The sequence below is a fragment of the Exiguobacterium sp. genome (assembly GCF_020832205.1).
Taxonomy (GTDB): domain Bacteria; phylum Bacillota; class Bacilli; order Exiguobacteriales; family Exiguobacteriaceae; genus Exiguobacterium.
On record NZ_JAFIFD010000049.1, the window covers coordinates 1 to 26112 of the forward strand.

Consider the following 26112-nt stretch of genomic DNA (forward strand, 5'->3'; position numbering starts at 1 on the left):
TTTCAGGGAACAAGCCCTGAATATGTCTGGTGGCGATAGCGAAGCGGCCACACCCGTTCCCATGCCGAACACGGAAGTTAAGCGCTTCAGCGCCGAAAGTAGTTGGGGGTCTCCCCCTGTGAGGATAGGACGTTGCCAGGCCAACGCAGAGACGATCAAGCACATGCTTGGTCGTTTTTCTTATTTCTTCTGACAAACATGTGTAAAAAGTCTTGCCGTATCACACATAGTATGCTAATATAATAATTGTCTAGTGGCGATAGCGAAGTGGTCACACCCGTTCCCATGCCGAACACGGAAGTTAAGTACTTCAGCGCCGAAAGTAGTTGGGGGTCTCCCCCTGTGAGGATAGGACGTTGCTAGGCAATATGAGACGATCAAGCGGATGCTTGGTCGTCTTTTTTGTGGTTTAAAGCGAAACTTTCGCGACGTTGTTTCGTATAGAAGAGGGAAAGATAACAAACGAATCCTTCTCAGAAAGCGAAAGGAGAACGTATACATGACCGATTTTCATTCACAACAACTCGACTTACAACAACGGATGGCAGAACGGGACCGACTCGGTCGTAAATTAAAAACTCTCGACACACAAATTGCTGAACATGAAGCTATACGAAAGCAACTTCTTAATTCGTTTACAAAAGAACAGCGCGATGTCTATGACTTAGATTCATTCTCGCTCGTCAATGCATGGCGTAAGCTAAGGGGAACATTCAACGAACAAAAAACGATTGAATTAGAAGAGGCGGCCCGTGCCGAATTGAAGTTACGAGAACACGAGGCGATGGTGGATGAGTTAGCGCTTGAGCGTCGCGACTTATATGAGACGTTTGAAACCTATAATGGAATTGACGCGGAATGGGAGACGTTCATAAAAGAGAAGGAAACTGATTTGAAGCAAGATGCTACTGTTAGGGAAGAGTTATATCGACTCACGGATCAACAAGTGAAAATGAATGAGGTGCTTGTTGAATATAAGGAAGCCATCGTAGCTGGAAATGCAGCACGAGCTGCAATCGCTAAGACGCTCAAACATCTCGACAGTGCGAAAGGGTGGTCGACGTATGACACGTTCTTTGGAGGTGGCTTGATTGCGACAGTAATGAAACATGACGCGATCGATGCTTCGGAACGGAAGATGCATGACCTTCAAGCTGCGCTTGAGCGCTTCTCACGAGAATTGGCTGATGTGAAAGGAGTCGTCAGCGGCCTACACATTGAACGCGGTTCGCTCATTCAATTCGCTGACTACTTCCTCGACGATATCTTTTCCGAGTGGACGATGCATGGACGAATCAATGATTCACTCGACAAGGTAAAAGGCCTCGATCGTGAAATAACTCACCTCATCGATAAAATGACAAGAGAAGTCGAACGGCTGGAGCGACAACTTGAAGAAACCGAAACGAAACGAAAACAGCTCATCCTCACACGATGAGCTGTTTGGTCATTCTGGTCGTTTCAACCAATGGCGCAGTCCCTTCCCAGCGTGGGGTCCCGCCGCATAGCGCGGAATGACGTGAAAATGGGCGTGAGGAACGGTCTGATTCGAGGCTTCGCCGACGTTCCAGCCGAGCGTATAGCCGTCTGGATGATGCGTTTCATCGAGGAACCGTCTCGCTTCGTGCAACAGGTCATATGTATCGCGCCATTCGTCAGGCGTTAAGTCAAACGTCGTCGCCCGGTGCTCTTTCGGGACGATGACACCGGAACCGACAAGCACGTCCTGTTCACGGTCGTGCATCAAGAAGTAGCACGTCTCGTTTTCAGCGACGATGGATTGCGCGTGGTCATCGTGTGGATGACAGAATGGACAAGTCGACATCAGATTGCTACACTTCCTTTCTACATATAATTGTATCAAAAGGAGGAGCCTATGAACGAATGGATTGAACAGCTCGTCTCGAGCGTGCGGCAGAAGGGGAAGTGCATCATTTTGATTACTGGACACGGCGGCGCCGGGAAGACGACGCTCGCGCAAAGGTTGATGGAACGTTTCGAAGAAGTGAACTACGTGAATACGGATCCCTATATCACCGACTCAACTTTACGGAAAAGCGCGATCCTTGATTATACGGTGGAGGGGGTAGTGCATCGTTATAAGATGACGGCCTGCCATCCAGCGGCACATCATTTGCTGTCACTTGAACGTGATGTTCGCATGATTCGTGAGGGTATCGGCTTTTACACGATTGACGTGCCTTATCTCGAACGAACGTGGATCGACCCCGAGAAACCGGTCACCATCATTGAAGGGATGAGTGTTGCCTTCTTGCAGCCCGATGAACAGGACGTCTCCATTTACTTGTACACGGACGGGGATACGGAATTTCGTCGCCGTGCGGTTCGAGACGTCAAGCACCGGGGGGTGGCGCTCGATTACTTGAGAGCGTCCCATGAAGAGCGCCGGCTTCAATATGAGCAGTTTATGCATCCCCATCGTAAGAAGTTCCAGACGATTGTGAATACAAGTGGAGATGAATGGAAGGATGGTGAGACATTGTGAGGAGACCATTAAGATGGGTGACAAGTAGCGTGATTGTGGTCTTTTTATTGTTGGGCACGCAATTATTATTTCCGATTACTTTTCAGGAATTTATCGCTATATTCTTTGTATCTGTTGTTTTAGGCACGATCGTCGGTATAATTGCTTCAGTTTTACATCGGTTGATAGTCACTAGAAAAGAGAACGCCAAGTAATGTATAAGAGATACGTAGAAAAACCGCTCATGAAGAGCGGTGGCTGCGTAACGTCTCTTGGATTCCAAGCCCGAGCCGGTCTTGCTCGTGTTCGAGTTGGTCCCAGGTGAGCGATCGATGGCGTAACGTGACGTCATTAGCGATAGAATCAAGCGTGCGCTGTTTCTCGATGTTGTCGAGCCAGTAGTAGACATCGACCCCGTCCTCGTCGATGCGCCAAAACGATTTCACGACTTCGAATTCATCGGCCCAGTCGCCGACAGGTTTGAACCCGTACTTCTCGACGAATGGATAAGGCTGCTCTTCGCCGAGCGGATCAATGACGTTGCGGACGAACATGAGCTCGAGACCGGCGTGCTCGGTCGCTTCGAGTAGCCGCTTTAGCTCGGGTAGCGGCTCGACTTCGACGTTCTCGATCACGTCGAACCAAATCCGCTTGCCGTTCTTGTCCCAAACCGTCGCTTCGACACTGTACGGCGCGCCGGCAGTTGAAGGGGCATACATCGTCAAGTCGAACGTGAACGGGATATGTTCTTCCGCCCCCGGTTCAATAGTAGCCGATAAAGCGATTGGCACTTCTTGAAGATCGGCCTCCCGGTTGAACTCATTTCCTTCGAGCGTGATGTCTTTAAACGTTGTAAGGAAGTTGAGCGTCAATTCATGCAGCCGAATCACTTTAGAGGTCGGATTCATGACGCGAAGCGTTCCGTGAACGGTCTGTCTCGGGACGAACGGAACAGTATGGAAATAGACGGAGGCATCTAGCTCAGAAAAGAACCATTTTTTAAACCGGTTTCCCCATTTCGACATGTCGGTCGCGCTCCTTTTCTCTTTTGGATTACACTCCTTTAAGTGTTCCCGAATCCAAATCACAAAAAACATAGAGAAAAAGGTTGCATATTATAACTACTTCGCTTATTATAGAGGATGTCGAAAGAATTCACATTATCGCGGGGTGGAGCAGTCTGGTAGCTCGTTGGGCTCATAACCCAAAGGTCGTTGGTTCAAATCCAGCCCCCGCAACCAATTTTTATTTAATTTCATATGTCGTCGCGGGGTGGAGCAGTCTGGTAGCTCGTCGGGCTCATAACCCGAAGGTCGTTGGTTCAAATCCAGCCCCCGCAACCAATTTTTAAATGAGATAGCGAAACGATAACGTTTCGTGTTTTTTTTTGCGTAAAATGGAGTGTACAATGAGGACGTATCGCGACAACCACTAAAGGAGAAACATTCATGTATACATTGATTACCCATTCTGCGGCCGAGACGCAAGCGGTGGCGGAAAAACTCGCCACACTCGTCAAAGCCGGGACGGTCATAACATTGAACGGGGACCTCGGCGCCGGCAAGACGACGTTCACGCAAGGGTTCGGCAAAGGACTCGGCGTGAAACGTAACGTCAATAGCCCGACGTTCACAATCATGAAGCAATACCAAGGGCGTCTGCCGCTCTATCATATGGACGTCTATCGTCTCGAAGACACCGGGGACGACATCGGACTCGAGGAATATATCGGCGGAGATGGGGTCGCCATCGTCGAGTGGTCTGATTTGATCGAATCGTCGCTTCCGGTAGAACGTCTCGCCATCACGATCGAGCGAATCGGGGACGAGGAGCGTCAACTGACGTTCGTCCCAATCGGTGAGACGTATGAGACGCTCGTCAAGGAGGTGCTCGCATGAAGCAGTTGATGATCGATACATCGACGACACGTCTGTCTGTCGCTCTCAGCGAGCAAGGGACGATTCAAGCCGAGACGACGGTCATGGTGTCGAAGAACCATGCCGTCACGCTCATGCCGATGATCGAGCAGCTCATGGCTGCCGTCAAATGGACGCCGACAGAGCTGGAGCGCATCGTCGTGACAACAGGTCCGGGGTCTTACACAGGCATCCGCATCGGCGTGACGACGGCGAAGACGCTCGCCTATACGCTTCAAATCCCGCTTATCGGCGTTTCGGCGCTCCGTCTCATGGCGGCAGCCCCGAACACCGAGCTCCCGGTCGTGTCACTTATCGATGCCCGGCGCGGGAATGCCTATATCGGACATTATCAACAAAACGATCCGCTCACTCCGGACGCCCATGCGTCCGTCGAGGCGTGGCTTGAGACACATATCAAAGGAGAGTTTGTCGTTGTCGGTGACGTCGAACCGTTCCGAGACGTCTTATCGAACTACTCTTATAAAGAAGCGCCGCCCGCCCATTGTTATGGCCGCGCGAGCGATCTCGTCGCATTAGGCGAAGAGACGCGTGACGTGCATGCGTTTGAGCCGGAATACCTTCGTCTCGCTGAGGCCGAGGCGAAGTGGCTCGAGGGACAAAACAATGGCTGATATTAAAATCCGGCGCATGAATTGGCTCGACGTCGAGGAAGTGACGAAAGTCGAAGAGGCATCGTTCGCCATTCCGTGGACGAAAGATGCGTTCATGAACGAGATGCTCCGCAATGAGCAGGCCGTCTATTTCGTCGCTGTCCATGAACGTCGCGTCATCGGCTTCGTCGGCGTCTGGCAAATCGTTGATGAAGGACACATCACGAACATCGCCGTCTTACCTGAATATCGCGGGCAAGGCATCGGGAATCTGCTGTTGACGCAACTCGTTGAATTCGCCCGCTCGAAGTCACTGGCCGCGCTCACGCTCGAAGTGCGCGTCTCGAACATCGGGGCGCAAAAGCTTTACGAGCAGTTCGGATTTGAGTGTGCTGGGCGACGGAAACGTTACTACCAAGACAATAACGAAGACGCCTTCATCTATTGGGCGAAGTTAGGAAGTGAAACCGAATGAACACATCACTCATCCTTGCGATTGAGTCGAGTTGTGACGAGACGTCGGGCGCCCTCGTGCAGGACGGCAAGACGCTCTTATCAAACGTCGTCTCGTCGCAGATTGAAAGCCATAAACGGTTCGGCGGGGTCGTGCCCGAGGTCGCCTCGCGCCACCACGTCGAGCGGATCACATACGTCATCGATGACGCCCTCAGTGAAGCGGGCGTCACGATGAAAGACGTCGACGCCGTCGCGGTCACCCAAGGTCCGGGACTCGTCGGTGCGCTACTCGTCGGCATCAGTGCTGCGAAGGCACTCGCCTTCGCTCACAGTAAGCCGCTCATCGGCGTCCATCACATCGCGGGTCACATTTACGCGAATGAACTCGTCGAAGAGATGGACTTCCCGCTCGTCTGTCTCGTCGTATCGGGCGGTCACACCGAACTCGTCTTCATGCCGGAGCACGGCGTGTTCGAAGTCATCGGTGAGACGCGCGACGACGCGGCCGGTGAGGCGTACGACAAAGTCGCCCGGACGCTCAGCCTTCCTTACCCGGGCGGTCCGGCCATCGACCGGTTAGCAGCTGACGGGGAGGACACGTACAAGTTCCCACGCGTCCGGCTTGAACCAGGCAGCTTCGATTTCAGTTTCAGCGGCCTCAAGTCGTCGGTCATCAACGCCGTCCATAACGCCGAACAACGGGGCGAGACGGTGATCCCAGAAAACTTGGCGGCGAGCTTTCAAGCGAGCGTCGTCGAAGTGCTCGTCGAGAAAGCGATTCGTGCTGTGAAAGAGAAAGGGGCGAAGCAATTGCTCGTCGCTGGAGGGGTTGCGGCGAACCGGGGACTCCGGGCCGCGTTACAAGAAGCGACCGACAAAGAAGGCATCCGCCTCGTCATTCCACCGCTTGACCTTTGCGGCGACAACGCCGGGATGATCGGTGTGGCGGCGCATCATGCGTATGTGCGCGGAAAGCGCGATACACTAGCGATGAATGCGGTTCCTGGGTTATCCTTAGAAGAGAGCATGACAGTCTAGGGGGAAATAGAGATATGACGAAACGCATCATCATTGGAGGACTCGTCGTACTGCTCGTCGTTGCGACGTTTTTGCAAGTACGAGAGATCATCCGCGCTTATAATATCGCGTATCAAGAAGAAATCGTACCGGAAGCGACACGTGTACGCTCGCTCACAGGCGCCGAGTCGCTCGAAGGCATCAGCCGGGTCACGGGGGAGAACACCCTCGTCGAGGCGCTGTACGGTTATAAGAACATGGATGACCAAGATATCGAGAGCGTCCTCGTCGTCGACCGCAACTTAGGCGTTCAGCCGAAAGCGAGTGATGCGTACTACGAGATCTTCCCGGGACGCGAGGCGACCGAGGAAGAAGCGGCGAAGTTTGAGACGCTCGTCACCGAGTTCGATGAACAGCAACTGTTCGCCCAAGTCATCTCGACACATGAGGCGAAGTATGTGACGAACCGTGAAGAGACGCTGACGTTCTACAAAGTGTTCGTCCGTGATGTCGATACGAATGAATACGTGTTCTTTATCACGGAAGACGGCACGAAGCTCGACTTCCATACGCGCGGGTTCCAGCCGTTGCGCTATTTCTAACACAAAAAAGTTCAGCCCCTCGGCTGAACTTTTTTGTGTTTTTCGAGTCGTTCCATAAATGTGGTTGCGAACGAGACACACGCCTCACGTTTCGCTTCGGTGTTCGGGTCAAACTCAATCTTCAAAGGGGGAGCGGCAATCATCCCACTCGCAGATTGAAGCGCGTCTTCAATCGTGTCGACGGCAGCACAATATTTCGGGTAATCGGTATCACCGGAACCAAACACCGCACAAGGCAGTGCGTCTAAGTCTGCGTCATATAAATCGTCTACAAAACCTTCCGCCTCGTATGGTACATCGCCGTCACCCCATGTGTAGGCGCCGAGTAGGACGCCATCGTATTCCAATAGCGAATCGATGGAAAGTGACTCTAAATCGTCCGACATTACTACCGTATATCCTGCCGTGGTCAATGTATGTTGTAACAAGTGGGCGATGTCTTCTGTGTTACCGGACATGCTCACGTATGCAATCAAAATCGTCATGAATATCACCTCAAGACCACCTTAAATGAAAATGATTATCATTGTCAATGGTTGAATAAAAAAACACCACGTCCGATTTCATGAGGACATGGTGTCTGAAGATTTAGGGCGACGATACGTCTCGCGATGCCACGTATTGAGGCGGCTCACCGCGAAAACGAGAAAAGCGAGCACCCACATGAACAGCGTCTCTCGATAAAAATGGCCCCACACTGACCCAGGCGCATAAAAGCTATGCACCGTGACGTCGACCGGCCAGATGACGAGACGGATGAAGAGCGTGCTCATGAAGAGGCCGCTGAGCAGGCTGATGATGATCCCGCCCCACGTCTGGACGATGAACCCGATGACGACCGGAAGGAAGTAAAACAAAATCGTCGGGACGACGGTAGACTCTCCGCGGATGAGCTCTGACACGTATTCGGTCCCGGTCGGCACGATGAAGGCGAGTCCGGTCAAAAACGCGTGAAGCCAGTCGATCCGCAGCGCACGGGAGCGCATCATGAATGAAGTTCCTCCCATTCCGCATACAGTGCCGTGATTGATTCTTTTGTCGCATCCGATTCGGTCGACAGTTCTTGCGCCCGCGCGAAATCGTTGAACACGTCCGGCTCACAAAGGAGCTGCTCGATTTCCTCGAGTCGCATCTCGTGTTGCTCGATGGTGAGCTCGATCTCTTCGATGCGTTGCTTCATCCGACGCTCTTCGCGTTGTTGTTCTTTATCGGCGCGTTGTTTCTTGACGACGACTTCTTTCGTCTCAACGCGTGCGAGCCGGGCGAGTTCCTCGAGCTCTTCTTTCTTCTCGACATAATACGAGTAGTCGCCGAGGTACTCGTCGATCCCGTTCGGTGTGATCTCTAACACGCGCGTCGCGAGCCGGTCGATGAAGTACCGGTCGTGCGAGACGAAGAGAATCGTGCCGGGGTAGTCGAGGAGTGCGTTCTCGAGGATCATCTTCGAGTCGAGGTCCAAGTGGTTCGTCGGCTCATCCAAGATGAGCAAGTTCGGTTGTTCGAGCTTCAGCTTGGCGAGCGTCAGCCGGGCCCGTTCGCCGCCTGACAGTTCGTGGACACGCTTCATGACGTCGTCGCCGCTAAAGAGGAACTGACCGAGCAGGCTCCGCACTTCTTGCTCGCGCATGAGCGGCCAGTCGTTCCAAATCTCGTCGATGACGCGGTTTTTATCCGACAAGTTCTGTTGCTCCTGGTCGTAATAGCCGATTTCGACGCCGGTGCCGTAACGGATATCCCCGGTGAGCGCCGGTTGTTGCTTCGTCAGTACTTTCAAAAGCGTCGACTTGCCGACCCCGTTCGGACCGACGAGGGCGACCGATTCGCCGCGTTGCAGTTGGAAACGCAAGTTCTGTGCGATCGGCTCTTCATATCCGATGGCGAGGTCGCTTCCGCTCAACACGTCGTTCCCGCTCTGGCGCTTGATCGAGAAGGAGAGCACGGCGCTGCGTTCATCGCCGTCAGGCACTTCGAGACGGTCGACTTTCTCAAGACGCTTGCGCACACTTTGGGCCCGTTTCGTCGTCGTCGCCCGGGCGATGTTCCGTTGGATAAAGTCTTGCATCTTGGCAATCTCTTCTTGTTGCGATTCGAACTGCTTCTTCTCTTGTTCGTAAAGAGCGGCCTTTTGCTCGAGATACTTCGTATAGTTCCCGACGAAACGGCGGCTTCGATGACGTGACAACTCGTACACGACCGAGACGACCCGGTCGAGGAAGTAGCGGTCGTGGGAGACGATGAGGACAGCGCCTTTATAACCGCTCAAGTACTTCTCGAGCCAGGCGAGCGTCTCGATGTCCAAATGGTTCGTCGGCTCGTCCAAGATGAGCAGGTCCGGACTTTGCAGGAGCATTTTCGCCAAGGCGAGACGCGTCCGCTGTCCGCCCGAGAGCGTGTCGATTTGACGTTCGAAGTCGTCCGGGTAAAACCGCATTCCGTGAAGCACCGAACGGATCGTCGCTTCATATTGATAGCCGCCTCGGTCTTTGAACGTATGCTGCTCTTCGTCATATGTCGAAAGCAGACGTTCATAGGCGGCAGGATCGTTCAAGATGCGCTCCGACCCCATGTCTTGCTCCATCTGGCGGAGCGTCTTCTCTTGCTCGATCAAGTCAGTGAAGACGGTGAGCATCTCATTCCAAATCGTCTCGTTCGATTCTAGCCCTGAGTCTTGGGCGAGGTAACCGATCGTCACGTCTTTTGGTTTCATGATGTCGCCAGAGTCGTAGTTGTATTCACCGGCGATGACTTTTAAGAGCGTCGACTTGCCGGCGCCGTTGCGGCCGACGAGAGCGACGCGTTCCCCTTCTTGAATCTCGAGTTTGACGTTCTCTAAAATCGGCTCGACGCCGAATGATTTTGATAAGTTATTGACTTGCAATAGGATCAAGTGAAAAAACCCCTTTCTCTCTGTTTAGTATACTTTATTTCTTCCCCTTTTCAGGTATATTCATTGAGTGCTTATGTGAATTCGTTTACAATCAAGGTGTATGAAATCAGATTCGTTTGAAACGCGTCGTAAAAAGGAGGCTCTTTCCGTTGAGTCAAAACGAACCAAAGATTCCGCAAGCGACAGCCAAACGGTTGCCACTATACTATCGGTTTATTCAAAGCCTGCATTCGTCAGGTAAACAACGTGTCTCTTCTGCTGAACTGAGTGAGGCGGTCAAAGTCGATTCGGCGACGATTCGCCGGGACTTCTCGTACTTCGGTGCGCTCGGTAAAAAGGGATATGGCTATAACGTACAGTATCTGTTAGACTTTTTCCGAAAGACGTTGAACCAAGACGAAATCACGAACGTCGCCTTAGTCGGTGTCGGTCATCTCGGGACAGCTTTCGTCAACTATAACTTCCTTAAAAACAATAACACACATATCGTCGTCGGGTTTGACGCAGACGAGACAAAAGTCGGCACGACGATGTCCGGTGTCCCGATTCATCACGTCGATGAGATGGAACAGATCATGAAGCAAAACAAAATCGATGTCGCCATTCTCACGGTCCCGTCCGCCTATGCGCAGCCGGTCGCTGACGACTTGGTCCGCTTTGGCATCAAAGGGATTTTGAACTTCACGCCGGCGCGTTTGACGGTGCCGGATACGGTGCGTGTCCATCATATCGACTTGTCGATCGAACTCCAGTCGCTCATTTACTTTATGCAACATTATCCATCAGCTGAGGGGGTCCATCAATAATGGAATTTCTATTATCATCACTCGTCGTCGGTATTCCAGGGGGAGCAAGTTTGTTTTTCATCGCGCTCATCGCGCTCATCATCTTCGGACCGAAGAAATTGCCTGAGTTCGGCCGTGCCGCCGGACAGACGCTCCGCGAGTTCAAAAATGCCACGAACGGCATGATGAAAGAGCATGACGAGAGCGACAAGAAAGATTCTGAGAAGAAAGAGCAGTAATCATGACCCATCAAACTGATCAAGAGCGGGCGCTGTCCGACCACTTGACAGAGCTGCGGAGACGACTGATGCTGTCGGCATTTGTCGTCTTTGCCTTCTTTTTGATGGCTTTGCCGAGTGTCAAATACGTGCTCGCCTACTTGCAGGCGGACCTCGTTGAACGAGGACTTGAGCTGAACGCCTTTGGGGTCGCGGACCCGCTTATGATTTACTTGAATTTGGCGCTCGTCATCGGTCTCGTCGCGTCCAGTCCGTTTCTACTGTATCAACTGTGGGCGTTTGTCGCACCTGGTCTGCATCCGAACGAGCGGAAAGGGACGCTCGCCTATATCCCGATCATCTTCGTGTTGTTCCTCGTCGGGCTCGCGTTCGCCTATTACTGGTTGTTCCCGCTCGTCCTCGACATCTCGACGAACTTAGGACAAGACCTCGGGCTGACGCAAATCATCGGGGCCTCGAACTACTTCACGTTCTTGTTGCAGCTGACGATCCCGTTCGGCCTGTTGTTCCAGTTACCGGTCGTGACGATGTTCTTGACGCGCATCGGGGTCGTGACGCCGTACTTCTTATCCTCGATTCGGAAATATGCGTACTTCGCCTTGTTCGTCGTCGCCGCGTTCATCACACCGCCGGACTTGACGTCGCACCTCATGGTGTCGTTGCCGCTCTTCTTCCTCTATGAGATCAGCTTGTCGATCTCACGCATCACGTACCGGGGTGTACTCCGCCGGGAGAAAGAAGCGATGGTGAAAGAACAGATGGATTTGATGAAGCAAATGAATGAGAAGTGAGCATCGCGTTCTTTTACGCGATGTTTTTTTTGAACGAGTAAGTGTGACGACACCGTGGTAAGATAAGGGAACCATCAACAAATCGGGGAGGACAGGTCATGTGGGAATATTACGGGGACGCGCTCATCGCGGTCGGCGTCTTGACGACGGCGTTGCTCGTCTGCGCGCTTCACTTTTTACGTTCGTCACGTAAACGAAGACTGACGCCCCCGCTTCTGATTGCAGGTGTCGGCTATGCGTTGTTCCTCATCGGTCTCGTCTTCGTCCGAGGCTGGGACGGGCTAGGGTGGAGCTTGGTTGGATTTAGTCTGTATGCGCTTGGGTTTCTTATCTATATCGCCGTCGCCACGTATCTTTGGTTTCAACAGCGGCGCCTCGAATCGTGACCATCCTGTCCATAGGGTGGTCTTTTTTGTGTCACAATACGTGTTCAAACTTTCGACATAATTACGTGAAAAACTGAGCAAAGGGATTGTCAAATCTTCTTGTGAAATAGTACACTAAGTTTAGAAATCGAATGTGATATTTATCACAATCATAAACTTGCCAACTACTCAAAGGAGAGACTACCATATGAAAATCGCAGTCATCGGATGTACACACGCAGGAACAGCAGCAGTTAAAGGCTTACTCGCCAAGCATGACAATCTCGACATCACTGTCTACGAGCGGAACGACAACGTCAGCTTCCTATCGTGTGGGATCGCCCTCCACGTCGGCGGCGTCGTCAAACGCGCTGAAGAATTGTTTTACTCGTCACCGACCGAGCTTGAAGAACTCGGTGCGCATATGCGCATGAAGCACGATGTGTTGAACATCGATACGGAAGCGAAGACGGTCCACGCCAAAAACCTTGAGACAGGCGAAGACGTGTATGACACGTTCGACCGCTTAATCATGACGACAGGTTCATGGCCGATCGTCCCGACGCTTCCTGGCATCGAGATGACTGGGATTGAGCTCTGTAAAAACTACGCGCACGCCCAGCGCATCATCGAGCGGGCAACGGATGCGACGAATATCGCCGTCATCGGTGCCGGCTATATCGGCGTCGAACTCGTCGAGGCGTTCGAAGTGTATGGCAAGCACGTCACGTTCATCGACAGTGCTGACCGCATCTTGAACAAGTACCTCGACAAGTCGTTCACGGATCAACTCGAAGCGGACATGACGTCACGCGGCATCGACCTCGAGCTCGGTCAGACGGTCGAAGCGTTCCGTGGAATCGACGGCAACGTCACGCACGTCGTGACGGACAAAGGTGAGTTCGAGGCCGACCTCGTCATCTTATGTGTCGGTTTCCGCCCGAACACAGGGTTACTTGAAGGCCAAGTCGACATGCTCGGCAACGGCGCCATCGTCGTCGACGAATATATGCGAACAAGCAACCCGGACGTCTTCGCAGCAGGAGACAGCTGTGCCGTCTACTACAACCCGGCGCGCACACACGCCTACATTCCGCTCGCGACGAACGCCGTCCGCATGGGGACGCTCGTCGCTGAGAACCTCGTCGCGCCGCGTGTCCGCTACCAAGGCACCCAAGGGACGTCAGGCCTTCGCCTCTACGACTGGAACATCGCCTCGTCAGGTCTCACGGAAGAAGCGGCCGGTCTATTCGGTCTCGACGTCGAGAGCGTCGTGATCGAGGATGCGTACCGTCCGGAGTTCATGCCGACGGCGGAACCGGTCCAGTTCAAACTTGTCTATGAAGTCGGCACGCATCGCGTCGTCGGGGGACAAGTGCTCTCGAAAGCGGACATGACGCAAGCGGTGAACACACTCTCGCTCGCGATCCAAAACGAGATGACGGTCGAAGAGCTCGCCTACGTCGACTTCTTCTTCCAACCGCACTACAATAAGCCATGGCACTTCATCAACAGCGGGGCGCTCGCAGCGATGAAAGACAAAGTAAATGCTTAAAAAAACTCGGGAGCCGCGGCTTCCGAGTTTTTTTATAGATAGCGCGGGGCGTCCTTCATCGAGTTTGCCAAGATGATATAGACGAGGACGTTCCCGGGCATGATGAGGAACAGCAGACGGACACCGAGCGAGGACAAGCCGAAGTATTCGGCGATGCCGCCGCAGACACCGGAAAGCGAGCGATCGGTGACAGATTTACGGAGGGTACGTTGCATAAGCGTGGCTCCTATCTTCATTGTGATATGAAAATTTTACCATATCGAATGGCGGTAAGCTGCATTTATCCTATCATCGGACTAGGTTTTTTTTCGCCTGAAGCCGGGGAAGGGTAAGAGAAAGTATGTGTCACCTGGTCCTGTCAAAGGAGGAGCCGATATGGCGAAGAAGGAAAAGCAGTCCTACCACATCGTCACGTTCACGTTTCCAGAAGAGTCACTCTCATACCAAGCGTTCAGCAAGTTGAAGAAGTATCACGCCGAAGGGCTAATCGGATTCGAACAGCTTGTCGTCATCAAGCGTGAAGACAATGGAGCTTTCTCGTTCGAGGACGCCGTTCAACTGACACCGACGAACAAATCGACGAAAGGTGCCTTGATCGGGATGGCAGTCGGGATTCTCGGGGGACCGTTCGGGATTTTATTCGGGACGCTCACGGGTGGATTGATTGGCGGGACGAAAGATTTAAAACACGTCCAAAGCATTCAAGAGACGTTCAAGCGTACTGTCGGCAACATTGAGCCCGGACAGACGGGTGTGATGGGTATCGGTGAAGAGTTCGACCATTCGGTGCTCGACGGACTTGCCGCTGAGCTCGGTGGAACGGTGACACGGACGGACGAAGAACTGTAAAGGGGAGTTGTGTATGAAAATCGGGATATTAGGGGCAGGGAAAGTCGGGCGGACGCTCGGCCGCAAGTTCGAAGATGTCGGATATGAAGTGTTATACGGGACACGATCGGAGCGAGAAGGGACGATGCCGCTTCAAGAGGTAGCCTCGAACGCGCAGATTCTATTGTTGACGACACCGTTTGCGGCCGCGGTCGACTTGGTTCAGTCGCTGCGTGATTTAGACGACAAGATCGTCATCGACGTGACGAATCCGATCGCCAAAGAGTTTAACGCGATTGAGCGGCCGGAAGGGAAATCTGGGGCCGAGCACCTGCAAGAGCTCGCCCCACACGTCCGTATCGTCAAGGCGTTCAATCAGACCGGGGTCGAAAACTTGGAGAACCCGAACATGTCGATGATGTTCATCGCTGGGGACGAGCAGGAGTCGGTGCGGGCCGTCCAAGACCTCGCCTCGAAAATCGGCTTTGACGCCCATACGCTCAGACACTTAAAACTGGCGCGTGAGCTCGAGTCACTCGCCTGGTTATGGATTCATTACGCGACGAAAGAACGGAAGCATCGGAACTTCGCGTTCTACTTGAAAGAGAATAGTTTTTAACAGAAAAGACGGTCACGCGTTGGCGTGGCCGTCTAATGGTTAAAAGGCTGCTTGTTGCTCAGAGCGAGTTTTCAAAGAAGCAATCGTTTCGCTTTCGATCGCCTCGACTTCACGTTGTTGCCAGCCTGGTATGAGGAATGCGTCGACGAGCGCCCAAATACCTGCGACGAACAACCCGACAAAACCAATCAATACAACTGTCAGGACGATTGAACCAACCGTGAGAGCAAGCATTGCGAGGGCGCTACCTGTCTTCTGAAAGTAGAAACGGTGGGCGCCGAACGCCCCGAGGAAGAACCAGAGCAAGTAGGCGACGACGAGGTTGCGTTTCCGTTTTTCGACCTCGCTGTTGACGAGGAGCATTTCCTCTGTCGTTAAATCGGTACGTGAATAATTCATGATGGGATGTGCCTTCTTTCTGAGAATTGATATAATGAATGCAGTCTTTATTGTATAGGGGAAACGGATGAATTCCCATGATTTTCTATTTATTTTTTGGAAGCGAGGAACAACCGAATGGGTTTTGCCATCTTAACGTTTATCGTCGCGTTTATTCACGTCATCGCGGGAGCGGTCGTCTTACATAAATACCCGCAGTATAAAACAATCGCCATCAGTGTCATCGTGCTCGGTTTCATGTACGGACTGTTGACGGTCGGGTTCATCGTGTTATAGAAGAAGTCAAGGACATGAAGACCGGTGAGGCGAAAGCCTGACCGGTCTTTTCTGTGTGAGGGACTGTGGTTTAAGTCATCGGATAACGTGAATAGAACAAAGAATGTTGTTATTGTTTGCATTGGAATGGAAGGAGTCTAATTATGTGTACCGCAATCACGTATGCGCCGCACGCCCACTATTTCGGCAGAAACCTAGACCTGAATGTGTCTTATAACGAGCAAGTGACGATCACGCCTCGACACTATCCGTTCAACTTTAGACGAATGGGTGAGCAGACCGACCATTACGCGATGATCGGGATGGCGACCGTCGTCCAAGATTACCCGCTCTATTACGAAGCGACGAACGAGAAAGGCCTCAGCATGGCGGGGCTGAACTTCCCTGGGAATGCCGTATTCCAGCCGGAGGTCGACGGACGAGATAACGTCTCTCCGTTCGAGTTTATTCCGTGGATTCTCGGGCAGTGCGCGACCGTCGAGGAAGCGAAAGAACGACTTGCGACAATCCATTTGGTCAACTTGAACTTCAGCACCGCGCTCCCGCTTCATCCACTACACTGGATCGTCGCCGACAAGGACACGTCAATTGTCGTCGAACCGATGGCAGGCGGGCTACGCGTGTACGACAATCCGGTCGGAGTCTTGACGAACAATCCGTCGTTCGAATATCAGCTGTTCAATCTGAACGATTATCGGCACGTTTCGACGAAACTGCCGGCCAATACGTTCGCACCGACATTGAATCTCGATGCCTATTGTCTTGGGTTAGGAGGACAGGGCCTGCCGGGTGACTTATCGTCAACATCACGCTTCGTCCGGGCGACGTTCGCCACATTCAACTCGGTCTGTGAACCGACCGAGGCGTCCGCAGTCGGACAATTTTTCAAACTGTTGGATACGGTGCTCCAAGTGCGGGGATTGAACGAGGCGGGGGATGGGACGTACGAGTACACGATCTATTCCTCGTGCTGCAACGTCGACGATGGCATCTATTATTACCGGACGTATGACAACAACCAAATCACGGCTGTATCGCTGTTCAATGAACAGTTGGATAGTGAGCGGTTAATCACGTATCGCCTCCAACATGACCAACAGATCCATTATGAGAATTGAACAGAGCCCTCTTCGCGTGAAGAGGGCTCTGTCTTATAGCGTACCGTTATACAGTGGCGGCGCATCGTCCTTGCTGATGACTTTCAAATGACGCTCATCTTTTACGTAGACGCTCTTATAAGCCACACGTCCATTCTCATAGAACAGGATAACGCGGCTGCCGTCGTTATCAGTCTCGACTTTCGGTTCGTACTTCGCGACGTCAATCGTCTCCTCGAGCACACCATACTCTTCGTATGTAGCCAACTCGTCGGCATCCGTACAGGCGACGAGAAAAACGGAAGCGAGGATAGCAAAGATCGCTTTCTTCATCATATCTCTCCTTTTTGATAGTTCATCTATCAAATATACCGTAAGACGATTTCGTTTTCAAAGCGAGTGAAACTTGTCGCAGACTTCTTCGTATAGATGGGGAGAGGAGGTGAATGATATGAGCGGACGGAAGCTGGCCATTGGCGTCGGAATTGGCTTGGTGATTGCGGGCACCGTCTTCGGTGTGTCGACGTATCTATTGTTTCTCATCGCGAGCGTGTTGTTTTATCGGCGGCAACGCCTAAAAGCGGGAGGATATACGACCTCAGTTAAGGAGCGTCTGTTTTGGCGTTCGAGTGAAAAGACGTGGCTCGTCGCCATTCTCATGTTCATTGTGATGTACTTGATCGGATTTGGTGCGACGCAGGTGACAGTACCGACTCAGCACCTTGCCTTGACCGCTTTGACCTATTTATTTGCGACAAAAGGGCTGTTTTTGATGAATGAGCTTCATGCGTACAAGCGGGAGGAGAAAGATGAGTAAGAACTTATTCAAAATATTATTAGTGATGTGGCTGGCGCTGATTGGCCTCGACCTTTGGCTCGAAGAATACGCGCTCATCGCCGTCACGGGTCTCGGTATCACGATTTATTCATATTATAGCCAACGATTGAAGCGACTTTCGGATGAGGTCGAAGCGAGAATCATGAACAAATTAAACAAGAAGACCGTGTCGTTCGTCGTCTTGTCTTTCCTTATCCTCTTAATCGTCGGGTTTTGGTTTAACGTGCATACATTTCCTACTGCCGAGACGGTGTACATCGCGCTCGGTGGCTTGTTCGTGTATCGAGGCTTGACGATTCGTCGTTCTATGGTGACCGAGACGAACTGATTGATTCAATACGACTATGAAAAAATCCCAAGCGACGTCGCTTGGGATTTTCTTATGCTGATTTATCGTTGTTTTCTTTTTTCGCTTTTCGGGCGAGCGTCAAAATTTGATACACCTTGAAGAAGTCATACGCGGCTACGGCGATGATGAAGTACGTCCAGAAGCTGAACCCGTACTCCTGCACCGAGTAGTAGGCGAGGACGGTGAACAAAATCCCGAAGGATAGGCTGAACATCAGCATGACTTTTAAGTGTCGCGGCATACGTGCCACCTCATTTCTACATCAATAATAAAGCGATCATGACGAGCGCGTTGTTAAACGCGTGAATCGCGATCGGGACGATCAAGCGACGCGTCTTCGCATAAGCGACCGTGAAGGCAAAGCTCATCGCGATATACACGAGGAATCGGTTGTCGTCGTGGATGAGCGCGAATAAGACAGAGCTGACCGCGAAGGCGATCCAAAATCCGAACCGGGCGCTCAAGTTACCGAACAAGATATGGCGGAAGAGAATCTCTTCAATAATCGGTCCGAGCAAAACGACCGATAGCGTCATGACCGGGACGAGTCGAACGATCTCCGCGATGCGTTCTGTGTTCTCGGAAGAGACCATCTCACCGGAAATCGATGTTTCAATCAAGCTGGCGACGATGACGAGCCCATACTGCATGAGAATCCCGAGCCCGATCCATTTGACCGTATCGTTCAAGTTCGACTGGATGCCTTGCTGTTTATACAGCTTCAAGTCCGGCCAGAGCAAGAAGAACGAGATGATGATCGTCAAGCTGAAGCCGATGGCGAACCAAAGTCCGGTGAACGTCGTCGTGATCCACTCCGGACGCACTTCACTGATCAGGAGCGGAAAAAATTGAACGAAAGCGTATAAGAGGATCGGGATGATGTGCCGGATCCGAATGTTAGGCGCCATCGAAAAACGGGTATTTATCGATTGGTTTGAGTTTAGTGTAGCCAATTCAACACGTCCTTAATCACAAGAGTTAACGTTCCTTTTGACTATTGTATCAAATAAGGTCTCTTGACCGCGAGTGGAAGCAATTTTCCGATGTTCCCCCTTGCATTTTGAGGCATCTCATACTACACTAATCAGTGTTAGCACTCCTTTTTACTGAGTGCTAATAACTTACGATTCAACGATACATCATTCATATTCGGAGGAGGTTTTTTCTATGTTAAAACCACTAGGCGATCGCGTCATCATCGAAGTCGTGGAGAAAGAAGAAAAGACGATCGGAGGCATCGTCCTTCCTGACACGGCGAAAGAAAAGCCACAACAAGGACGTGTCCTTGCAGTCGGTACTGGGCGTGTGACGGACCAAGGCGAGCGAATCGCGCTTGACGTCAAAGAAAATGATTTGGTCATCTACTCGAAATACGCGGGTACCGAAGTGAAACATGATGGCAAAGAATACTTAATCGTTCGCGAGAGCGACATTCTAGCAATCGTAGGCTAAGCACCATTCTTCAAAAACTTTTCTAGGGGGAAATGAACAATGGCTAAAGAAATTAAATTCTCAGAAGACGCACGTCACGCGATGCTTCGCGGTGTCGACGCACTCGCTGACGCGGTAAAAGTCACAATCGGACCGAAAGGACGTAACGTCGTCCTTGAGAAGAAGTTCGGCTCACCGCTCATCACGAATGACGGTGTGACGATCGCGAAAGAAATCGAACTTGAAGACCACTTCGAAAACATGGGCGCGAAGCTCGTTGCCGAAGTCGCGTCGAAGACGAACGAAGTCGCAGGGGACGGTACGACAACAGCGACAGTCCTCGCTCAAGCGATGATCCGTGAAGGTCTCAAGAACGTGACAGCGGGCGCGAACCCGATGATCCTTCGTAAAGGAATCGACAAAGCCGTTCGCCGTGCGCTCGAAGAGTTAAAAGAAATCTCAAAACCGATCGAGTCGAAAGAAGCGATCGCACAAGTCGCGGCCATCTCAGCAGCGGACGAAGAAGTCGGCGAGTTGATCGCGGAAGCGATGGAGCGCGTCGGCAACGACGGCGTCATCACGATTGAAGAGTCACGCGGCTTCACGACGGAACTCGACGTCGTTGAAGGGATGCAGTTCGACCGCGGATATCTTTCACCATACATGATCTCAGACTCAGACAAGATGGAAGCGGTGCTCGACAACCCGTTCATCTTGATCACCGATAAGAAGATCTCGAACATCCAAGAAATCATCCCAGTGCTCGAGCAAGTCGTGCAACAAGGGAAACCGATCTTGATCGTCGCAGAAGACATCGAAGGCGATGCGCTCGCGACACTCGTCTTGAACAAACTCCGTGGTACGTTCAACGCGGTCGCAGTCAAGGCACCAGGCTTCGGCGATCGTCGTAAAGCGATGCTCGAAGACCTCGCGACGCTCACAGGCGGCCAAGTCATCACAGAAGACCTCGGCCTCGAGCTCAAGTCAGCATCACTCCAACAGCTCGGCCGCGCATCGAAAGTCGTCGTCACGAAAGACACGACAACGATCGTCGAAGGTGCTGGAGACGAAGCAACGATCAAAGCACGCGTTCAAACGATTCGCAACCAGATCGAAGAGACATCGTCTGACTTCGACCGTGAGAAACTCCAAGAGCGTCTCGCGAAACTCGCAGGCGGCGTAGCTGTCGTCAAAGTCGGCGCAGCGACAGAGACTGAACTCAAAGAGCGTAAGCTCCGCATCGAAGACGCGCTCAACGCGACACGCGCAGCGGTCGAAGAAGGCATCGTCGCAGGTGGTGGTACGGCGTTCATCAACGTTATCCCAGCCGTTCGTGCGTTGCTCGGAGAAGTAACAGCGGATGAAGCGACAGGTGTGAAACTCGTCCTTCGTGCCCTCGAGTCACCAGTCCGTCAAATCGCGGAAAACGCGGGTGAAGAAGGCTCGGTCATCGTCGAGAAGCTCAAGAACGAATCGGTCGGCATCGGTTACAACGCCGCAACTGGCGAGTACGTCGACATGATCGCACACGGTATCGTCGATCCGGCGAAAGTGACGCGCTCCGCGCTTCAAAACGCAGCATCTGTCTCAGCTATGTTCCTCACTACAGAAGCGGTGATCGCAGACAAGCCAGAACCAGCAGGCGCTGGTGGCGGCATGCCTGACATGGGCGGTATGGGTGGAATGGGCGGCATGATGTAAGTCATACCCTCTAACGAAAACCATTCATCAGCGAAAGCTGGTGGCAATAAAAAGGAGTATTCAGAACCATAGCATGGTATTTGAATACTCCTTTTTAGTCATAATATTTTCAAAAGAAAAAGTTCATATATTTACAAATGAAACATTTGCTTGTTTTAATTTTTTCCAATCACCTTTTAGTGATCCAAAAGGTAAAGCTTCGAAAATAAACAACCAATTTTGTTGTAGTTCGTCATCATTTTTTTGTAAATCTCTAGCGTGAGCTTTAAAATTCTTAATTTGAGCATTATCTTTTTGTCTTACAGCGTACAAAAAGCTTAACAAAAGCAATATACAGTTATTACTTTCTTTTGAAACTACATAATCTAAATTCTCTATCATGAAATTATATTTTAAACTGAAATATATCGCATAACAAATTATTTCATGGTTATTTTGTCGGACTCCTTCTTCGTACAGAAGATTTGTGAAAGGGTAAATATCATTTTGATTTATTCTAAATGGAATAAACAGATGATCCTCGACTAAAGAAATTAAGTAGGGATAAATAATGACCAAATGAAAAACACTATTTTTAAGATAATCAACAGCATTCTTAGTCAATGTTTGTTTAGATATAACTTTTATAGCATAGTTTAATATAGAAGCATTATATTGATTTTCAGCCATTAAACTTATAGCTAAGTCTAAATATGCTTGTACATCTTTGTAATCCATATAATTTTTATGATTTCTATTTGAATATAAGTTTAATTTTCTTACCCAATCTTCAGTCGAAGCTATTGGGAGTGGGAGGATTTTAGTTTTTTTATGATTAAGGACTAATTTAAACTTTCTCAATTCAGTTGCTAAACTAATTAGAAATTTTTGACCTTCTTCATAACTAGAAGTATAGCAAGTATAATCATCAATATTTCTAATGAATTTCCATCCTTGCTGAACTAATGTCTGGTCAATACACACCAAAACAATTTCTGCTATAAGGTTTGAAGAATGGGGTCCGATTAAAATTCCATGTGTTTCCCCATGAGTTGTGTTTCTCAAATTAAAGTCAATTTGATCGTACCACGCTGTAGAGTTTGATTTACTTTGTTTAGCTAAATCTTTCCCAACCAAAGCCCAAGGTACAGAATGTGAGTAAATACTTGGAAAGCATGTTGAGATATCTGCATTAACAACATATTTATTTCCGATAACTAAATAGTCGGTAGGAGTATCATCTGTTTTATAGCTTTTATAGTTCATTTCAAATAAAGAATGTGATTTTTTTTTCTTTCTTAAATGTATTCTGCTAGTTTTATGTATTTCGTTTTGAGTTTTTTCTCGGAAATGTAATTGGATTCCTCCCCAGTTATCAGCAAGCGATTTACAGAGTTTATAGTATGACATAGGAGTAGGTATCCCCATTCCTCGAGGAATATTTATATTACGCATCGCCTCATAATATATGAATGATTGCTTTGGAGAAGTATTTGAAAAAGTTGGGTTAGTTGATTTGCAGAAGTCTAAAAAGGGAATAGATGTAAACATGGGAGGTAGCTTCTCGTTAAACATTCCATATCCAAGTAGTCCATCAAATAGCTCAGTATCGTCAATTTCATCAAAAAAATCTGAGTAACGTTTCATTTAAAAATGCCTCCTGATTTAAAAACATGTCTTCCATTTAACGTGGTAATATTATCATAAAAAAGGGAGAGATTAATTTATGGAAGTGCAATTAAGCGAAAAAATATTTATCGTTATTGAAAAGTTAATAGGTTTATCACATCAAAGGGAAGAAACTTATCAATTAAATAAACATGCTGAGGTTGAAAACTTAAGAGGCCAATTAGAATCTATTCTAAATGATTTAACTTTAGATGAAATTATGATGATTCAAACTATAATGTATATGGGTCGAGACCAAGATTATGATGATACTAAAAGTAGATTAGAAAATTATGAAATTAAACTAAAAGAACTTACTCCGGCGAAAAGAAAAGATATTGAAATCTATCAGATAGTTTCAAAAATGCCATTAGGGGTCTATTTAACAAATGGTATATCGATTATCCGTAACGAAAAGTTTTAGAAATATCCAATATTCAGACGAATGTCGAACCAAATCATAAAAAGTGATTTGGTTCGTTTTTTTAATCCGTCTGTTTCCGGTTATACATCACAATACTTCCGACGAACACAACGAGCGCCCAGGCTGACAGAATCACAAGCTCCACCCATGTAGAGCCGAGTCCAGCCCCCGCCTCGATTTGATGCGCGAGGTCAATCAAGACGACGTTCGGCAAGTACTTGAGGAGACCGATGATGGAGAAGCGGTCCTCGTACACCGACAACATCGGTGAGAACGAGAAGAAGAAAAACGCCGGCATGACAATCAGCGAGGCTTCCATGACCGTCTTCGTCATCAATCCGAGAATCGTCCCAATCCCGATATAAAAGAACGTCGAGACGATGAGTGCGAGTGAGATGACGAGCAGGTTCGCAGGTCTGTATCCCATGATGAAGGCGCACGCTGCAATCAAGACGAGTGTCGTTACGAACGTGAGCGCACTCTTCCCAAGCAGGATATCGAGCGTGCTGGCCGGCGACAGCATCAACCCTCGGAGTGTATTCCTTTCTTTCTCTTCGGCAATCAACGCGCACTGGACGAACGTCGCGACGAGACTGAACGTGATGTTGATGACGAAGTACGTCACGTCGATGCCTCCTCCACCGAGCTGTGAATAGAAGACGGCGAAGAACAGCGGCATGATCAATGTCGAGGAGACGAACAAGTTCCGCGACAAGTCTTTATAGTCTTTCTGGAAAATGGCAAGTGCCCGTTTCATTGAAAATGTCATGATAATTTCCTCCCCGTCACTTCGATAAAGATGTCCCCGAGCGTAGGCTCGTTCGAATGGATGGCCGCGATATTTTGGTCGCGCATCTGTGCATGGAGCCAGTCGGCACCGTCTTTTCCTTGTTTCAAGTCAACCGTTTCCCCGTCATGCAGTTCGACGCGCATCGAGCCGTTCGCATATTTTCGGCGCAATTGTTTTGGGGCGTCGAGCAATTGAACCTCCCCTTGATGCAAGAACGCGACGCGGTCGCACAGTTCCTCAGCCTCGTTCATATCGTGCGTCGTCAAGAAAATCGTCGTCCCTTTTGCCTTCAACCGTTCGATGCCTTTATAAATATGACGCGAGTTGACCGGGTCAAGCGCGGAAGTCGGCTCATCTAAAAACAACAGTTCGGGTTCATGCAACAACGCCCGAGCCAGTGTCACCCGTTGTAGCATCCCGCGTGAGAGCGCCGTGATGCGTTTTTTGCGTTCGCCGGCCAAATTCACCATCTGGAGTACGTCATCGATTCGTGAACGCGGTTCGTCATACAGGTCACAATAAAGCTGCAGATTCTCTTCAATCGAGAGGCGCGTGTATAGGCCGCTGTTATCGGTCAATACGCCGATCCGCTTCCGATACTGTTCTTGTTTCAATTCAGAGACCGGGACGCCGAACACGGTGGCGTCACCTGACGTCTGGGCGAGTTGCGACGTCAAGATTTTAATGGTCGTCGTCTTCCCGGATCCACTCGGTCCGAGAAACCCGAACACCTCTCCTTTTTTAACAGAAAACGTCACGTCTCGTAGCGCCTCTTCATTGCCGAATAGCTTTTTTAATCCGTTCACTTGAATGATTGAGTCCATTCTCGTTCCTCCTCGTCGATGTCGTCTTGCTTGCTTACATCTTATCGAGAGGAAGAGTGGGGCGCATTAGAATGGCTGTAAAAGGCGCTTTTCGAGGAGCGAGTGGAGCGAATCGGGAGGTGAATGGAGGCTATTTCAGACCAATCATCGTCTTCAATTCGGCCATTTTCGTCTTCGAGAGCGGAATCGTCGTCTTCGCCGAATCATCGAGCACGAGACTGAAACTGTTCTTCGTGTACGTGATGACTTCTCGCACCCGTTGCAGGTTGACGATGTACGATCGATGGCAACGGAAGAAACCATATGGAGTCAGACGGGTCTCAAGCTCGTTCATCGTGAAGACGCTCGGGAACTGTTCGGACTGACTGTGCAGCACGGATTGTCCGTCTTGGCTTTCGATATAGTCGATTTCCGGTGGATCGAGCAAGACGATCTTCTCGTTCACTTTCGTCGGAATCTTCTCGAAGCGGACGTGCATGACCTCTGGCGTAACGTCTTCATTTGTATCCGGTTCATCTGGTTCAACGTCGAGTAAGCGCAACTGTCGATGGTCGATGCGATAGACGGTCGACGTGACGAACAGGGCGCTCTCCATGTTGCTCGTCAGGAACAGGATGGCTTTTTGTTGTTGCTTTAGTTGCATTAAGACGGTCGAGAACAAGTGCCGTGTCTCTTGATCGACGTTTTGATCCGGTTCTTCGAGGACGTAGATGTCGCGATTCTGTAGCAGCAGTGCCGCGTATTGAACGCGCCGGACGAGTGACAGGTTGAGTCGGTTCAAGCGTGTATTCCGATATGGGGTGAGTTGAACGGTTTGAAGGACATCATCCATCGATTCCATCGATTCGTAAAGCGTATGTGTGAAACGCAAGTACTCCTCTACCGTCAGCCGGTCATATAACCCATCGCGGATGGAGAAGACTGAGAGCGTACGATTCGCTGTATCGATGGTCCCAGAGTAGTTTGCGTGCGCGTTCGTCAATAATGCGAACAATATTTCCCGGGAAGTAACGCCGCAATGAATGGCTGCGATTTCACCCGGATTGATGATGAAGGAGATATTTTCAAGTATGAGCGTGTCTTGTTGGCGAACAGAGACGTTGTCAAAAGTAAGCACCGAATCCCTCCCTTTTTAGTTGGAGTATACCATTGATGCAGGAAAGACTTGAGTAATGAA

Annotated in this window: 35 protein-coding genes, 2 tRNA genes and 2 rRNA genes; 25 read left to right on the forward strand and 14 right to left on the reverse strand. The window is 50.3% G+C overall.

From position 1 onward, the window contains the following. Window positions 1–25 precede the first annotated feature (25 nt). From rrf (JJU47_RS13060) to JJU47_RS13070, 3 genes are all read left to right on the forward strand, one after another. Window positions 26–141, forward strand: a 5S ribosomal RNA gene (rrf, locus tag JJU47_RS13060). A 108-nt stretch (window positions 142–249) separates the two neighbouring features. After that, window positions 250–365: ribosomal RNA gene (gene rrf, locus JJU47_RS13065) — 5S ribosomal RNA — on the forward strand. A 134-nt stretch (window positions 366–499) separates the two neighbouring features. Then, the gene (locus JJU47_RS13070; protein WP_228620240.1) at window positions 500–1438 is read left to right on the forward strand and encodes a hypothetical protein; all 939 of its coding nucleotides are present in this window, start codon (window positions 500–502) and stop codon (window positions 1436–1438) included. Between the two features lie 9 nt (window positions 1439–1447). Here the strand turns inward: JJU47_RS13070 and JJU47_RS13075 are convergent, their stop codons facing one another. After that, on the reverse strand, window positions 1448–1825 hold the full coding sequence (locus tag JJU47_RS13075; RefSeq protein ID WP_228620242.1) for an HIT family protein: 378 nt from the start codon (window positions 1823–1825) through the stop codon (window positions 1448–1450). Window positions 1826–1876: 51 nt separating this feature from the next. On the opposite strand from JJU47_RS13075, the gene JJU47_RS13080 reads away from it, so the two are divergent. Then, complete coding sequence (locus JJU47_RS13080) at window positions 1877–2506, forward strand: uridine kinase family protein (protein WP_228620244.1); 630 nt, start codon at window positions 1877–1879, stop codon at window positions 2504–2506. A gap of 221 nt (window positions 2507–2727) precedes the next feature. Here the strand turns inward: JJU47_RS13080 and JJU47_RS13085 are convergent, their stop codons facing one another. Continuing rightward, on the reverse strand, window positions 2728–3510 hold the full coding sequence (locus JJU47_RS13085) for a sporulation protein (protein WP_228620246.1): 783 nt from the start codon (window positions 3508–3510) through the stop codon (window positions 2728–2730). A gap of 139 nt (window positions 3511–3649) precedes the next feature. On the opposite strand from JJU47_RS13085, the gene JJU47_RS13090 reads away from it, so the two are divergent. From JJU47_RS13090 to JJU47_RS13120, 7 genes are all read left to right on the forward strand, one after another. Then, a tRNA-Met gene (locus JJU47_RS13090) sits at window positions 3650–3726 on the forward strand. A gap of 25 nt (window positions 3727–3751) precedes the next feature. After that, window positions 3752–3828: transfer RNA gene (locus tag JJU47_RS13095), tRNA-Met, on the forward strand. Between the two features lie 105 nt (window positions 3829–3933). Then, entirely contained in the window at window positions 3934–4383 is a 450-nt protein-coding gene (gene tsaE / locus JJU47_RS13100) for a tRNA (adenosine(37)-N6)-threonylcarbamoyltransferase complex ATPase subunit type 1 TsaE (protein WP_228620248.1), read from the forward strand. After that, window positions 4380–5036: a tRNA (adenosine(37)-N6)-threonylcarbamoyltransferase complex dimerization subunit type 1 TsaB gene (gene tsaB / locus JJU47_RS13105; RefSeq protein WP_228620250.1), complete on the forward strand. Its 657-nt coding sequence runs from the start codon at window positions 4380–4382 to the stop codon at window positions 5034–5036. The genes tsaE and tsaB overlap by 4 nt, the downstream gene beginning before the upstream one ends. Next, window positions 5029–5490 (forward strand): ribosomal protein S18-alanine N-acetyltransferase, encoded by a 462-nt coding sequence (rimI, locus tag JJU47_RS13110; protein WP_228620252.1) that lies wholly within the window; start codon window positions 5029–5031, stop codon window positions 5488–5490. Before tsaB ends, rimI begins: the two co-directional genes overlap by 8 nt. After that, the gene (gene tsaD / locus JJU47_RS13115) at window positions 5487–6509 is read left to right on the forward strand and encodes a tRNA (adenosine(37)-N6)-threonylcarbamoyltransferase complex transferase subunit TsaD (RefSeq protein WP_228620254.1); all 1023 of its coding nucleotides are present in this window, start codon (window positions 5487–5489) and stop codon (window positions 6507–6509) included. The genes rimI and tsaD overlap by 4 nt, the downstream gene beginning before the upstream one ends. A gap of 14 nt (window positions 6510–6523) precedes the next feature. Next, complete coding sequence (locus JJU47_RS13120; protein ID WP_228620256.1) at window positions 6524–7090, forward strand: hypothetical protein; 567 nt, start codon at window positions 6524–6526, stop codon at window positions 7088–7090. Window positions 7091–7101: 11 nt separating this feature from the next. Here JJU47_RS13120 and JJU47_RS13125 read toward each other — a convergent pair whose 3' ends face one another. The 3 genes from JJU47_RS13125 to JJU47_RS13135 all read right to left on the reverse strand — a co-directional run bounded on the left by JJU47_RS13125 (window position 7102) and on the right by JJU47_RS13135 (window position 9977). Further along, window positions 7102–7575, reverse strand: a complete 474-nt coding sequence (locus JJU47_RS13125; RefSeq protein WP_228620259.1) for a flavodoxin — start codon at window positions 7573–7575, stop codon at window positions 7102–7104. A gap of 78 nt (window positions 7576–7653) precedes the next feature. Then, the gene (locus tag JJU47_RS13130) at window positions 7654–8079 is read right to left on the reverse strand and encodes a hypothetical protein (protein WP_228620261.1); all 426 of its coding nucleotides are present in this window, start codon (window positions 8077–8079) and stop codon (window positions 7654–7656) included. Further along, on the reverse strand, window positions 8076–9977 hold the full coding sequence (locus tag JJU47_RS13135) for an ABC-F family ATP-binding cassette domain-containing protein (RefSeq protein WP_228620263.1): 1902 nt from the start codon (window positions 9975–9977) through the stop codon (window positions 8076–8078). The genes JJU47_RS13130 and JJU47_RS13135 overlap by 4 nt, the downstream gene beginning before the upstream one ends. 149 nt (window positions 9978–10126) lie before the next feature. Here JJU47_RS13135 and JJU47_RS13140 point away from each other — a divergent pair, with 149 nt between their 5' ends. From JJU47_RS13140 to JJU47_RS13160, 5 genes are all read left to right on the forward strand, one after another. Then, on the forward strand, window positions 10127–10783 hold the full coding sequence (locus JJU47_RS13140) for a redox-sensing transcriptional repressor Rex (protein ID WP_029596207.1): 657 nt from the start codon (window positions 10127–10129) through the stop codon (window positions 10781–10783). After that, window positions 10783–11001 (forward strand): twin-arginine translocase TatA/TatE family subunit, encoded by a 219-nt coding sequence (locus JJU47_RS13145; RefSeq protein ID WP_300997935.1) that lies wholly within the window; start codon window positions 10783–10785, stop codon window positions 10999–11001. The genes JJU47_RS13140 and JJU47_RS13145 overlap by 1 nt, the downstream gene beginning before the upstream one ends. Window positions 11002–11003: 2 nt before the next feature. Beyond that, window positions 11004–11792, forward strand: coding sequence for a twin-arginine translocase subunit TatC (gene tatC / locus JJU47_RS13150; RefSeq protein WP_228620265.1), 789 nt, complete (start codon window positions 11004–11006; stop codon window positions 11790–11792). A gap of 98 nt (window positions 11793–11890) precedes the next feature. Next, window positions 11891–12178: a YesK family protein gene (locus JJU47_RS13155; RefSeq protein ID WP_228620267.1), complete on the forward strand. Its 288-nt coding sequence runs from the start codon at window positions 11891–11893 to the stop codon at window positions 12176–12178. A gap of 187 nt (window positions 12179–12365) precedes the next feature. Further along, window positions 12366–13712, forward strand: coding sequence for an FAD-dependent oxidoreductase (locus JJU47_RS13160; protein WP_228620269.1), 1347 nt, complete (start codon window positions 12366–12368; stop codon window positions 13710–13712). 32 nt (window positions 13713–13744) lie between these two features. Here JJU47_RS13160 and JJU47_RS13165 read toward each other — a convergent pair whose 3' ends face one another. Then, window positions 13745–13927 (reverse strand): PspC domain-containing protein, encoded by a 183-nt coding sequence (locus tag JJU47_RS13165; protein ID WP_029333745.1) that lies wholly within the window; start codon window positions 13925–13927, stop codon window positions 13745–13747. 160 nt (window positions 13928–14087) lie between these two features. Here JJU47_RS13165 and JJU47_RS13170 point away from each other — a divergent pair, with 160 nt between their 5' ends. Together JJU47_RS13170 and JJU47_RS13175 are read left to right on the forward strand one after the other, a co-directional pair. Then, window positions 14088–14561: a hypothetical protein gene (locus tag JJU47_RS13170; protein WP_228620271.1), complete on the forward strand. Its 474-nt coding sequence runs from the start codon at window positions 14088–14090 to the stop codon at window positions 14559–14561. Window positions 14562–14574: 13 nt separating this feature from the next. Continuing rightward, the gene (locus tag JJU47_RS13175; RefSeq protein ID WP_228620273.1) at window positions 14575–15159 is read left to right on the forward strand and encodes an NADPH-dependent F420 reductase; all 585 of its coding nucleotides are present in this window, start codon (window positions 14575–14577) and stop codon (window positions 15157–15159) included. A gap of 39 nt (window positions 15160–15198) precedes the next feature. Here the strand turns inward: JJU47_RS13175 and JJU47_RS13180 are convergent, their stop codons facing one another. Next, window positions 15199–15558 carry a TM2 domain-containing protein gene (locus JJU47_RS13180; RefSeq protein WP_228620275.1) on the reverse strand — a complete coding sequence of 120 codons (360 nt, stop codon included), beginning with the start codon at window positions 15556–15558 and terminating at the stop codon, window positions 15199–15201. Window positions 15559–15675: 117 nt separating this feature from the next. On the opposite strand from JJU47_RS13180, the gene JJU47_RS13185 reads away from it, so the two are divergent. Together JJU47_RS13185 and bsh are read left to right on the forward strand one after the other, a co-directional pair. After that, on the forward strand, window positions 15676–15834 hold the full coding sequence (locus tag JJU47_RS13185) for a hypothetical protein (protein WP_024372064.1): 159 nt from the start codon (window positions 15676–15678) through the stop codon (window positions 15832–15834). Window positions 15835–15977: 143 nt separating this feature from the next. After that, complete coding sequence (gene bsh, locus JJU47_RS13190; RefSeq protein WP_228620277.1) at window positions 15978–16952, forward strand: choloylglycine hydrolase; 975 nt, start codon at window positions 15978–15980, stop codon at window positions 16950–16952. A 33-nt stretch (window positions 16953–16985) separates the two neighbouring features. Here the strand turns inward: bsh and JJU47_RS13195 are convergent, their stop codons facing one another. Then, on the reverse strand, window positions 16986–17264 hold the full coding sequence (locus JJU47_RS13195; protein ID WP_228620280.1) for a hypothetical protein: 279 nt from the start codon (window positions 17262–17264) through the stop codon (window positions 16986–16988). A gap of 118 nt (window positions 17265–17382) precedes the next feature. Between JJU47_RS13195 and JJU47_RS13200 the strand changes: the two genes are divergently transcribed. Both JJU47_RS13200 and JJU47_RS13205 read left to right on the forward strand, forming a co-directional pair. Then, window positions 17383–17748: a hypothetical protein gene (locus JJU47_RS13200; RefSeq protein WP_228620282.1), complete on the forward strand. Its 366-nt coding sequence runs from the start codon at window positions 17383–17385 to the stop codon at window positions 17746–17748. Then, entirely contained in the window at window positions 17741–18097 is a 357-nt protein-coding gene (locus JJU47_RS13205) for a hypothetical protein (RefSeq protein ID WP_228620284.1), read from the forward strand. Before JJU47_RS13200 ends, JJU47_RS13205 begins: the two co-directional genes overlap by 8 nt. Window positions 18098–18149: 52 nt before the next feature. Here JJU47_RS13205 and JJU47_RS13210 read toward each other — a convergent pair whose 3' ends face one another. Further along, complete coding sequence (locus JJU47_RS13210; protein WP_228620286.1) at window positions 18150–18359, reverse strand: YdiK family protein; 210 nt, start codon at window positions 18357–18359, stop codon at window positions 18150–18152. Between the two features lie 16 nt (window positions 18360–18375). Next, window positions 18376–19071 (reverse strand): CPBP family intramembrane glutamic endopeptidase, encoded by a 696-nt coding sequence (locus JJU47_RS13215; RefSeq protein ID WP_228620288.1) that lies wholly within the window; start codon window positions 19069–19071, stop codon window positions 18376–18378. 214 nt (window positions 19072–19285) lie between these two features. Between JJU47_RS13215 and groES the strand changes: the two genes are divergently transcribed. Together groES and groL are read left to right on the forward strand one after the other, a co-directional pair. Continuing rightward, window positions 19286–19570 carry a co-chaperone GroES gene (gene groES, locus JJU47_RS13220; protein ID WP_047374210.1) on the forward strand — a complete coding sequence of 95 codons (285 nt, stop codon included), beginning with the start codon at window positions 19286–19288 and terminating at the stop codon, window positions 19568–19570. A 39-nt stretch (window positions 19571–19609) separates the two neighbouring features. Further along, window positions 19610–21250, forward strand: coding sequence for a chaperonin GroEL (groL, locus tag JJU47_RS13225; protein WP_228620290.1), 1641 nt, complete (start codon window positions 19610–19612; stop codon window positions 21248–21250). A 123-nt stretch (window positions 21251–21373) separates the two neighbouring features. Here groL and JJU47_RS13230 read toward each other — a convergent pair whose 3' ends face one another. Next, complete coding sequence (locus JJU47_RS13230; protein WP_228620292.1) at window positions 21374–22876, reverse strand: RNA-directed DNA polymerase; 1503 nt, start codon at window positions 22874–22876, stop codon at window positions 21374–21376. A gap of 79 nt (window positions 22877–22955) precedes the next feature. Between JJU47_RS13230 and JJU47_RS13235 the strand changes: the two genes are divergently transcribed. Beyond that, window positions 22956–23321, forward strand: a complete 366-nt coding sequence (locus JJU47_RS13235) for a DUF3775 domain-containing protein (protein ID WP_228620294.1) — start codon at window positions 22956–22958, stop codon at window positions 23319–23321. Between the two features lie 61 nt (window positions 23322–23382). Here JJU47_RS13235 and JJU47_RS13240 read toward each other — a convergent pair whose 3' ends face one another. From JJU47_RS13240 to JJU47_RS14715, 3 genes are all read right to left on the reverse strand, one after another. Further along, a complete protein-coding gene (locus tag JJU47_RS13240; RefSeq protein WP_228620296.1) occupies window positions 23383–24090 on the reverse strand; it encodes an ABC transporter permease in 708 nt (235 codons plus the stop codon). Next, on the reverse strand, window positions 24087–24935 hold the full coding sequence (locus tag JJU47_RS13245; RefSeq protein WP_228620299.1) for an ABC transporter ATP-binding protein: 849 nt from the start codon (window positions 24933–24935) through the stop codon (window positions 24087–24089). The genes JJU47_RS13240 and JJU47_RS13245 overlap by 4 nt, the downstream gene beginning before the upstream one ends. A 130-nt stretch (window positions 24936–25065) precedes the next feature. Further along, window positions 25066–26052: a LytTR family transcriptional regulator DNA-binding domain-containing protein gene (locus JJU47_RS14715; RefSeq protein ID WP_228620301.1), complete on the reverse strand. Its 987-nt coding sequence runs from the start codon at window positions 26050–26052 to the stop codon at window positions 25066–25068. Window positions 26053–26112: the final 60 nt, after the last annotated feature.

Coding starts and splice junctions, on each gene's coding strand:
- JJU47_RS13070 (WP_228620240.1), top strand. CDS start 500: ATGACCGATTTTCATTCACAACAACTCGACTTACAACAACGGATGGCA.
- JJU47_RS13075 (WP_228620242.1), bottom strand. CDS start 1,825: ATGTCGACTTGTCCATTCTGTCATCCACACGATGACCACGCGCAATCC.
- JJU47_RS13080 (WP_228620244.1), top strand. CDS start 1,877: ATGAACGAATGGATTGAACAGCTCGTCTCGAGCGTGCGGCAGAAGGGG.
- JJU47_RS13085 (WP_228620246.1), bottom strand. CDS start 3,510: ATGTCGAAATGGGGAAACCGGTTTAAAAAATGGTTCTTTTCTGAGCTA.
- tsaE (WP_228620248.1), top strand. CDS start 3,934: ATGTATACATTGATTACCCATTCTGCGGCCGAGACGCAAGCGGTGGCG.
- tsaB (WP_228620250.1), top strand. CDS start 4,380: ATGAAGCAGTTGATGATCGATACATCGACGACACGTCTGTCTGTCGCT.
- rimI (WP_228620252.1), top strand. CDS start 5,029: ATGGCTGATATTAAAATCCGGCGCATGAATTGGCTCGACGTCGAGGAA.
- tsaD (WP_228620254.1), top strand. CDS start 5,487: ATGAACACATCACTCATCCTTGCGATTGAGTCGAGTTGTGACGAGACG.
- JJU47_RS13120 (WP_228620256.1), top strand. CDS start 6,524: ATGACGAAACGCATCATCATTGGAGGACTCGTCGTACTGCTCGTCGTT.
- JJU47_RS13125 (WP_228620259.1), bottom strand. CDS start 7,575: ATGACGATTTTGATTGCATACGTGAGCATGTCCGGTAACACAGAAGAC.
- JJU47_RS13130 (WP_228620261.1), bottom strand. CDS start 8,079: ATGATGCGCTCCCGTGCGCTGCGGATCGACTGGCTTCACGCGTTTTTG.
- JJU47_RS13145 (WP_300997935.1), top strand. CDS start 10,783: ATGGAATTTCTATTATCATCACTCGTCGTCGGTATTCCAGGGGGAGCA.
- tatC (WP_228620265.1), top strand. CDS start 11,004: ATGACCCATCAAACTGATCAAGAGCGGGCGCTGTCCGACCACTTGACA.
- JJU47_RS13155 (WP_228620267.1), top strand. CDS start 11,891: ATGTGGGAATATTACGGGGACGCGCTCATCGCGGTCGGCGTCTTGACG.
- JJU47_RS13160 (WP_228620269.1), top strand. CDS start 12,366: ATGAAAATCGCAGTCATCGGATGTACACACGCAGGAACAGCAGCAGTT.
- JJU47_RS13165 (WP_029333745.1), bottom strand. CDS start 13,927: ATGCAACGTACCCTCCGTAAATCTGTCACCGATCGCTCGCTTTCCGGT.
- JJU47_RS13170 (WP_228620271.1), top strand. CDS start 14,088: ATGGCGAAGAAGGAAAAGCAGTCCTACCACATCGTCACGTTCACGTTT.
- JJU47_RS13175 (WP_228620273.1), top strand. CDS start 14,575: ATGAAAATCGGGATATTAGGGGCAGGGAAAGTCGGGCGGACGCTCGGC.
- JJU47_RS13180 (WP_228620275.1), bottom strand. CDS start 15,558: ATGAATTATTCACGTACCGATTTAACGACAGAGGAAATGCTCCTCGTC.
- JJU47_RS13185 (WP_024372064.1), top strand. CDS start 15,676: ATGGGTTTTGCCATCTTAACGTTTATCGTCGCGTTTATTCACGTCATC.
- bsh (WP_228620277.1), top strand. CDS start 15,978: ATGTGTACCGCAATCACGTATGCGCCGCACGCCCACTATTTCGGCAGA.
- JJU47_RS13195 (WP_228620280.1), bottom strand. CDS start 17,264: ATGAAGAAAGCGATCTTTGCTATCCTCGCTTCCGTTTTTCTCGTCGCC.
- JJU47_RS13200 (WP_228620282.1), top strand. CDS start 17,383: ATGAGCGGACGGAAGCTGGCCATTGGCGTCGGAATTGGCTTGGTGATT.
- JJU47_RS13205 (WP_228620284.1), top strand. CDS start 17,741: ATGAGTAAGAACTTATTCAAAATATTATTAGTGATGTGGCTGGCGCTG.
- JJU47_RS13210 (WP_228620286.1), bottom strand. CDS start 18,359: ATGCCGCGACACTTAAAAGTCATGCTGATGTTCAGCCTATCCTTCGGG.
- groES (WP_047374210.1), top strand. CDS start 19,286: ATGTTAAAACCACTAGGCGATCGCGTCATCATCGAAGTCGTGGAGAAA.
- groL (WP_228620290.1), top strand. CDS start 19,610: ATGGCTAAAGAAATTAAATTCTCAGAAGACGCACGTCACGCGATGCTT.
- JJU47_RS13230 (WP_228620292.1), bottom strand. CDS start 22,876: ATGAAACGTTACTCAGATTTTTTTGATGAAATTGACGATACTGAGCTA.
- JJU47_RS13235 (WP_228620294.1), top strand. CDS start 22,956: ATGGAAGTGCAATTAAGCGAAAAAATATTTATCGTTATTGAAAAGTTA.
- JJU47_RS13240 (WP_228620296.1), bottom strand. CDS start 24,090: ATGACATTTTCAATGAAACGGGCACTTGCCATTTTCCAGAAAGACTAT.
- JJU47_RS13245 (WP_228620299.1), bottom strand. CDS start 24,935: ATGGACTCAATCATTCAAGTGAACGGATTAAAAAAGCTATTCGGCAAT.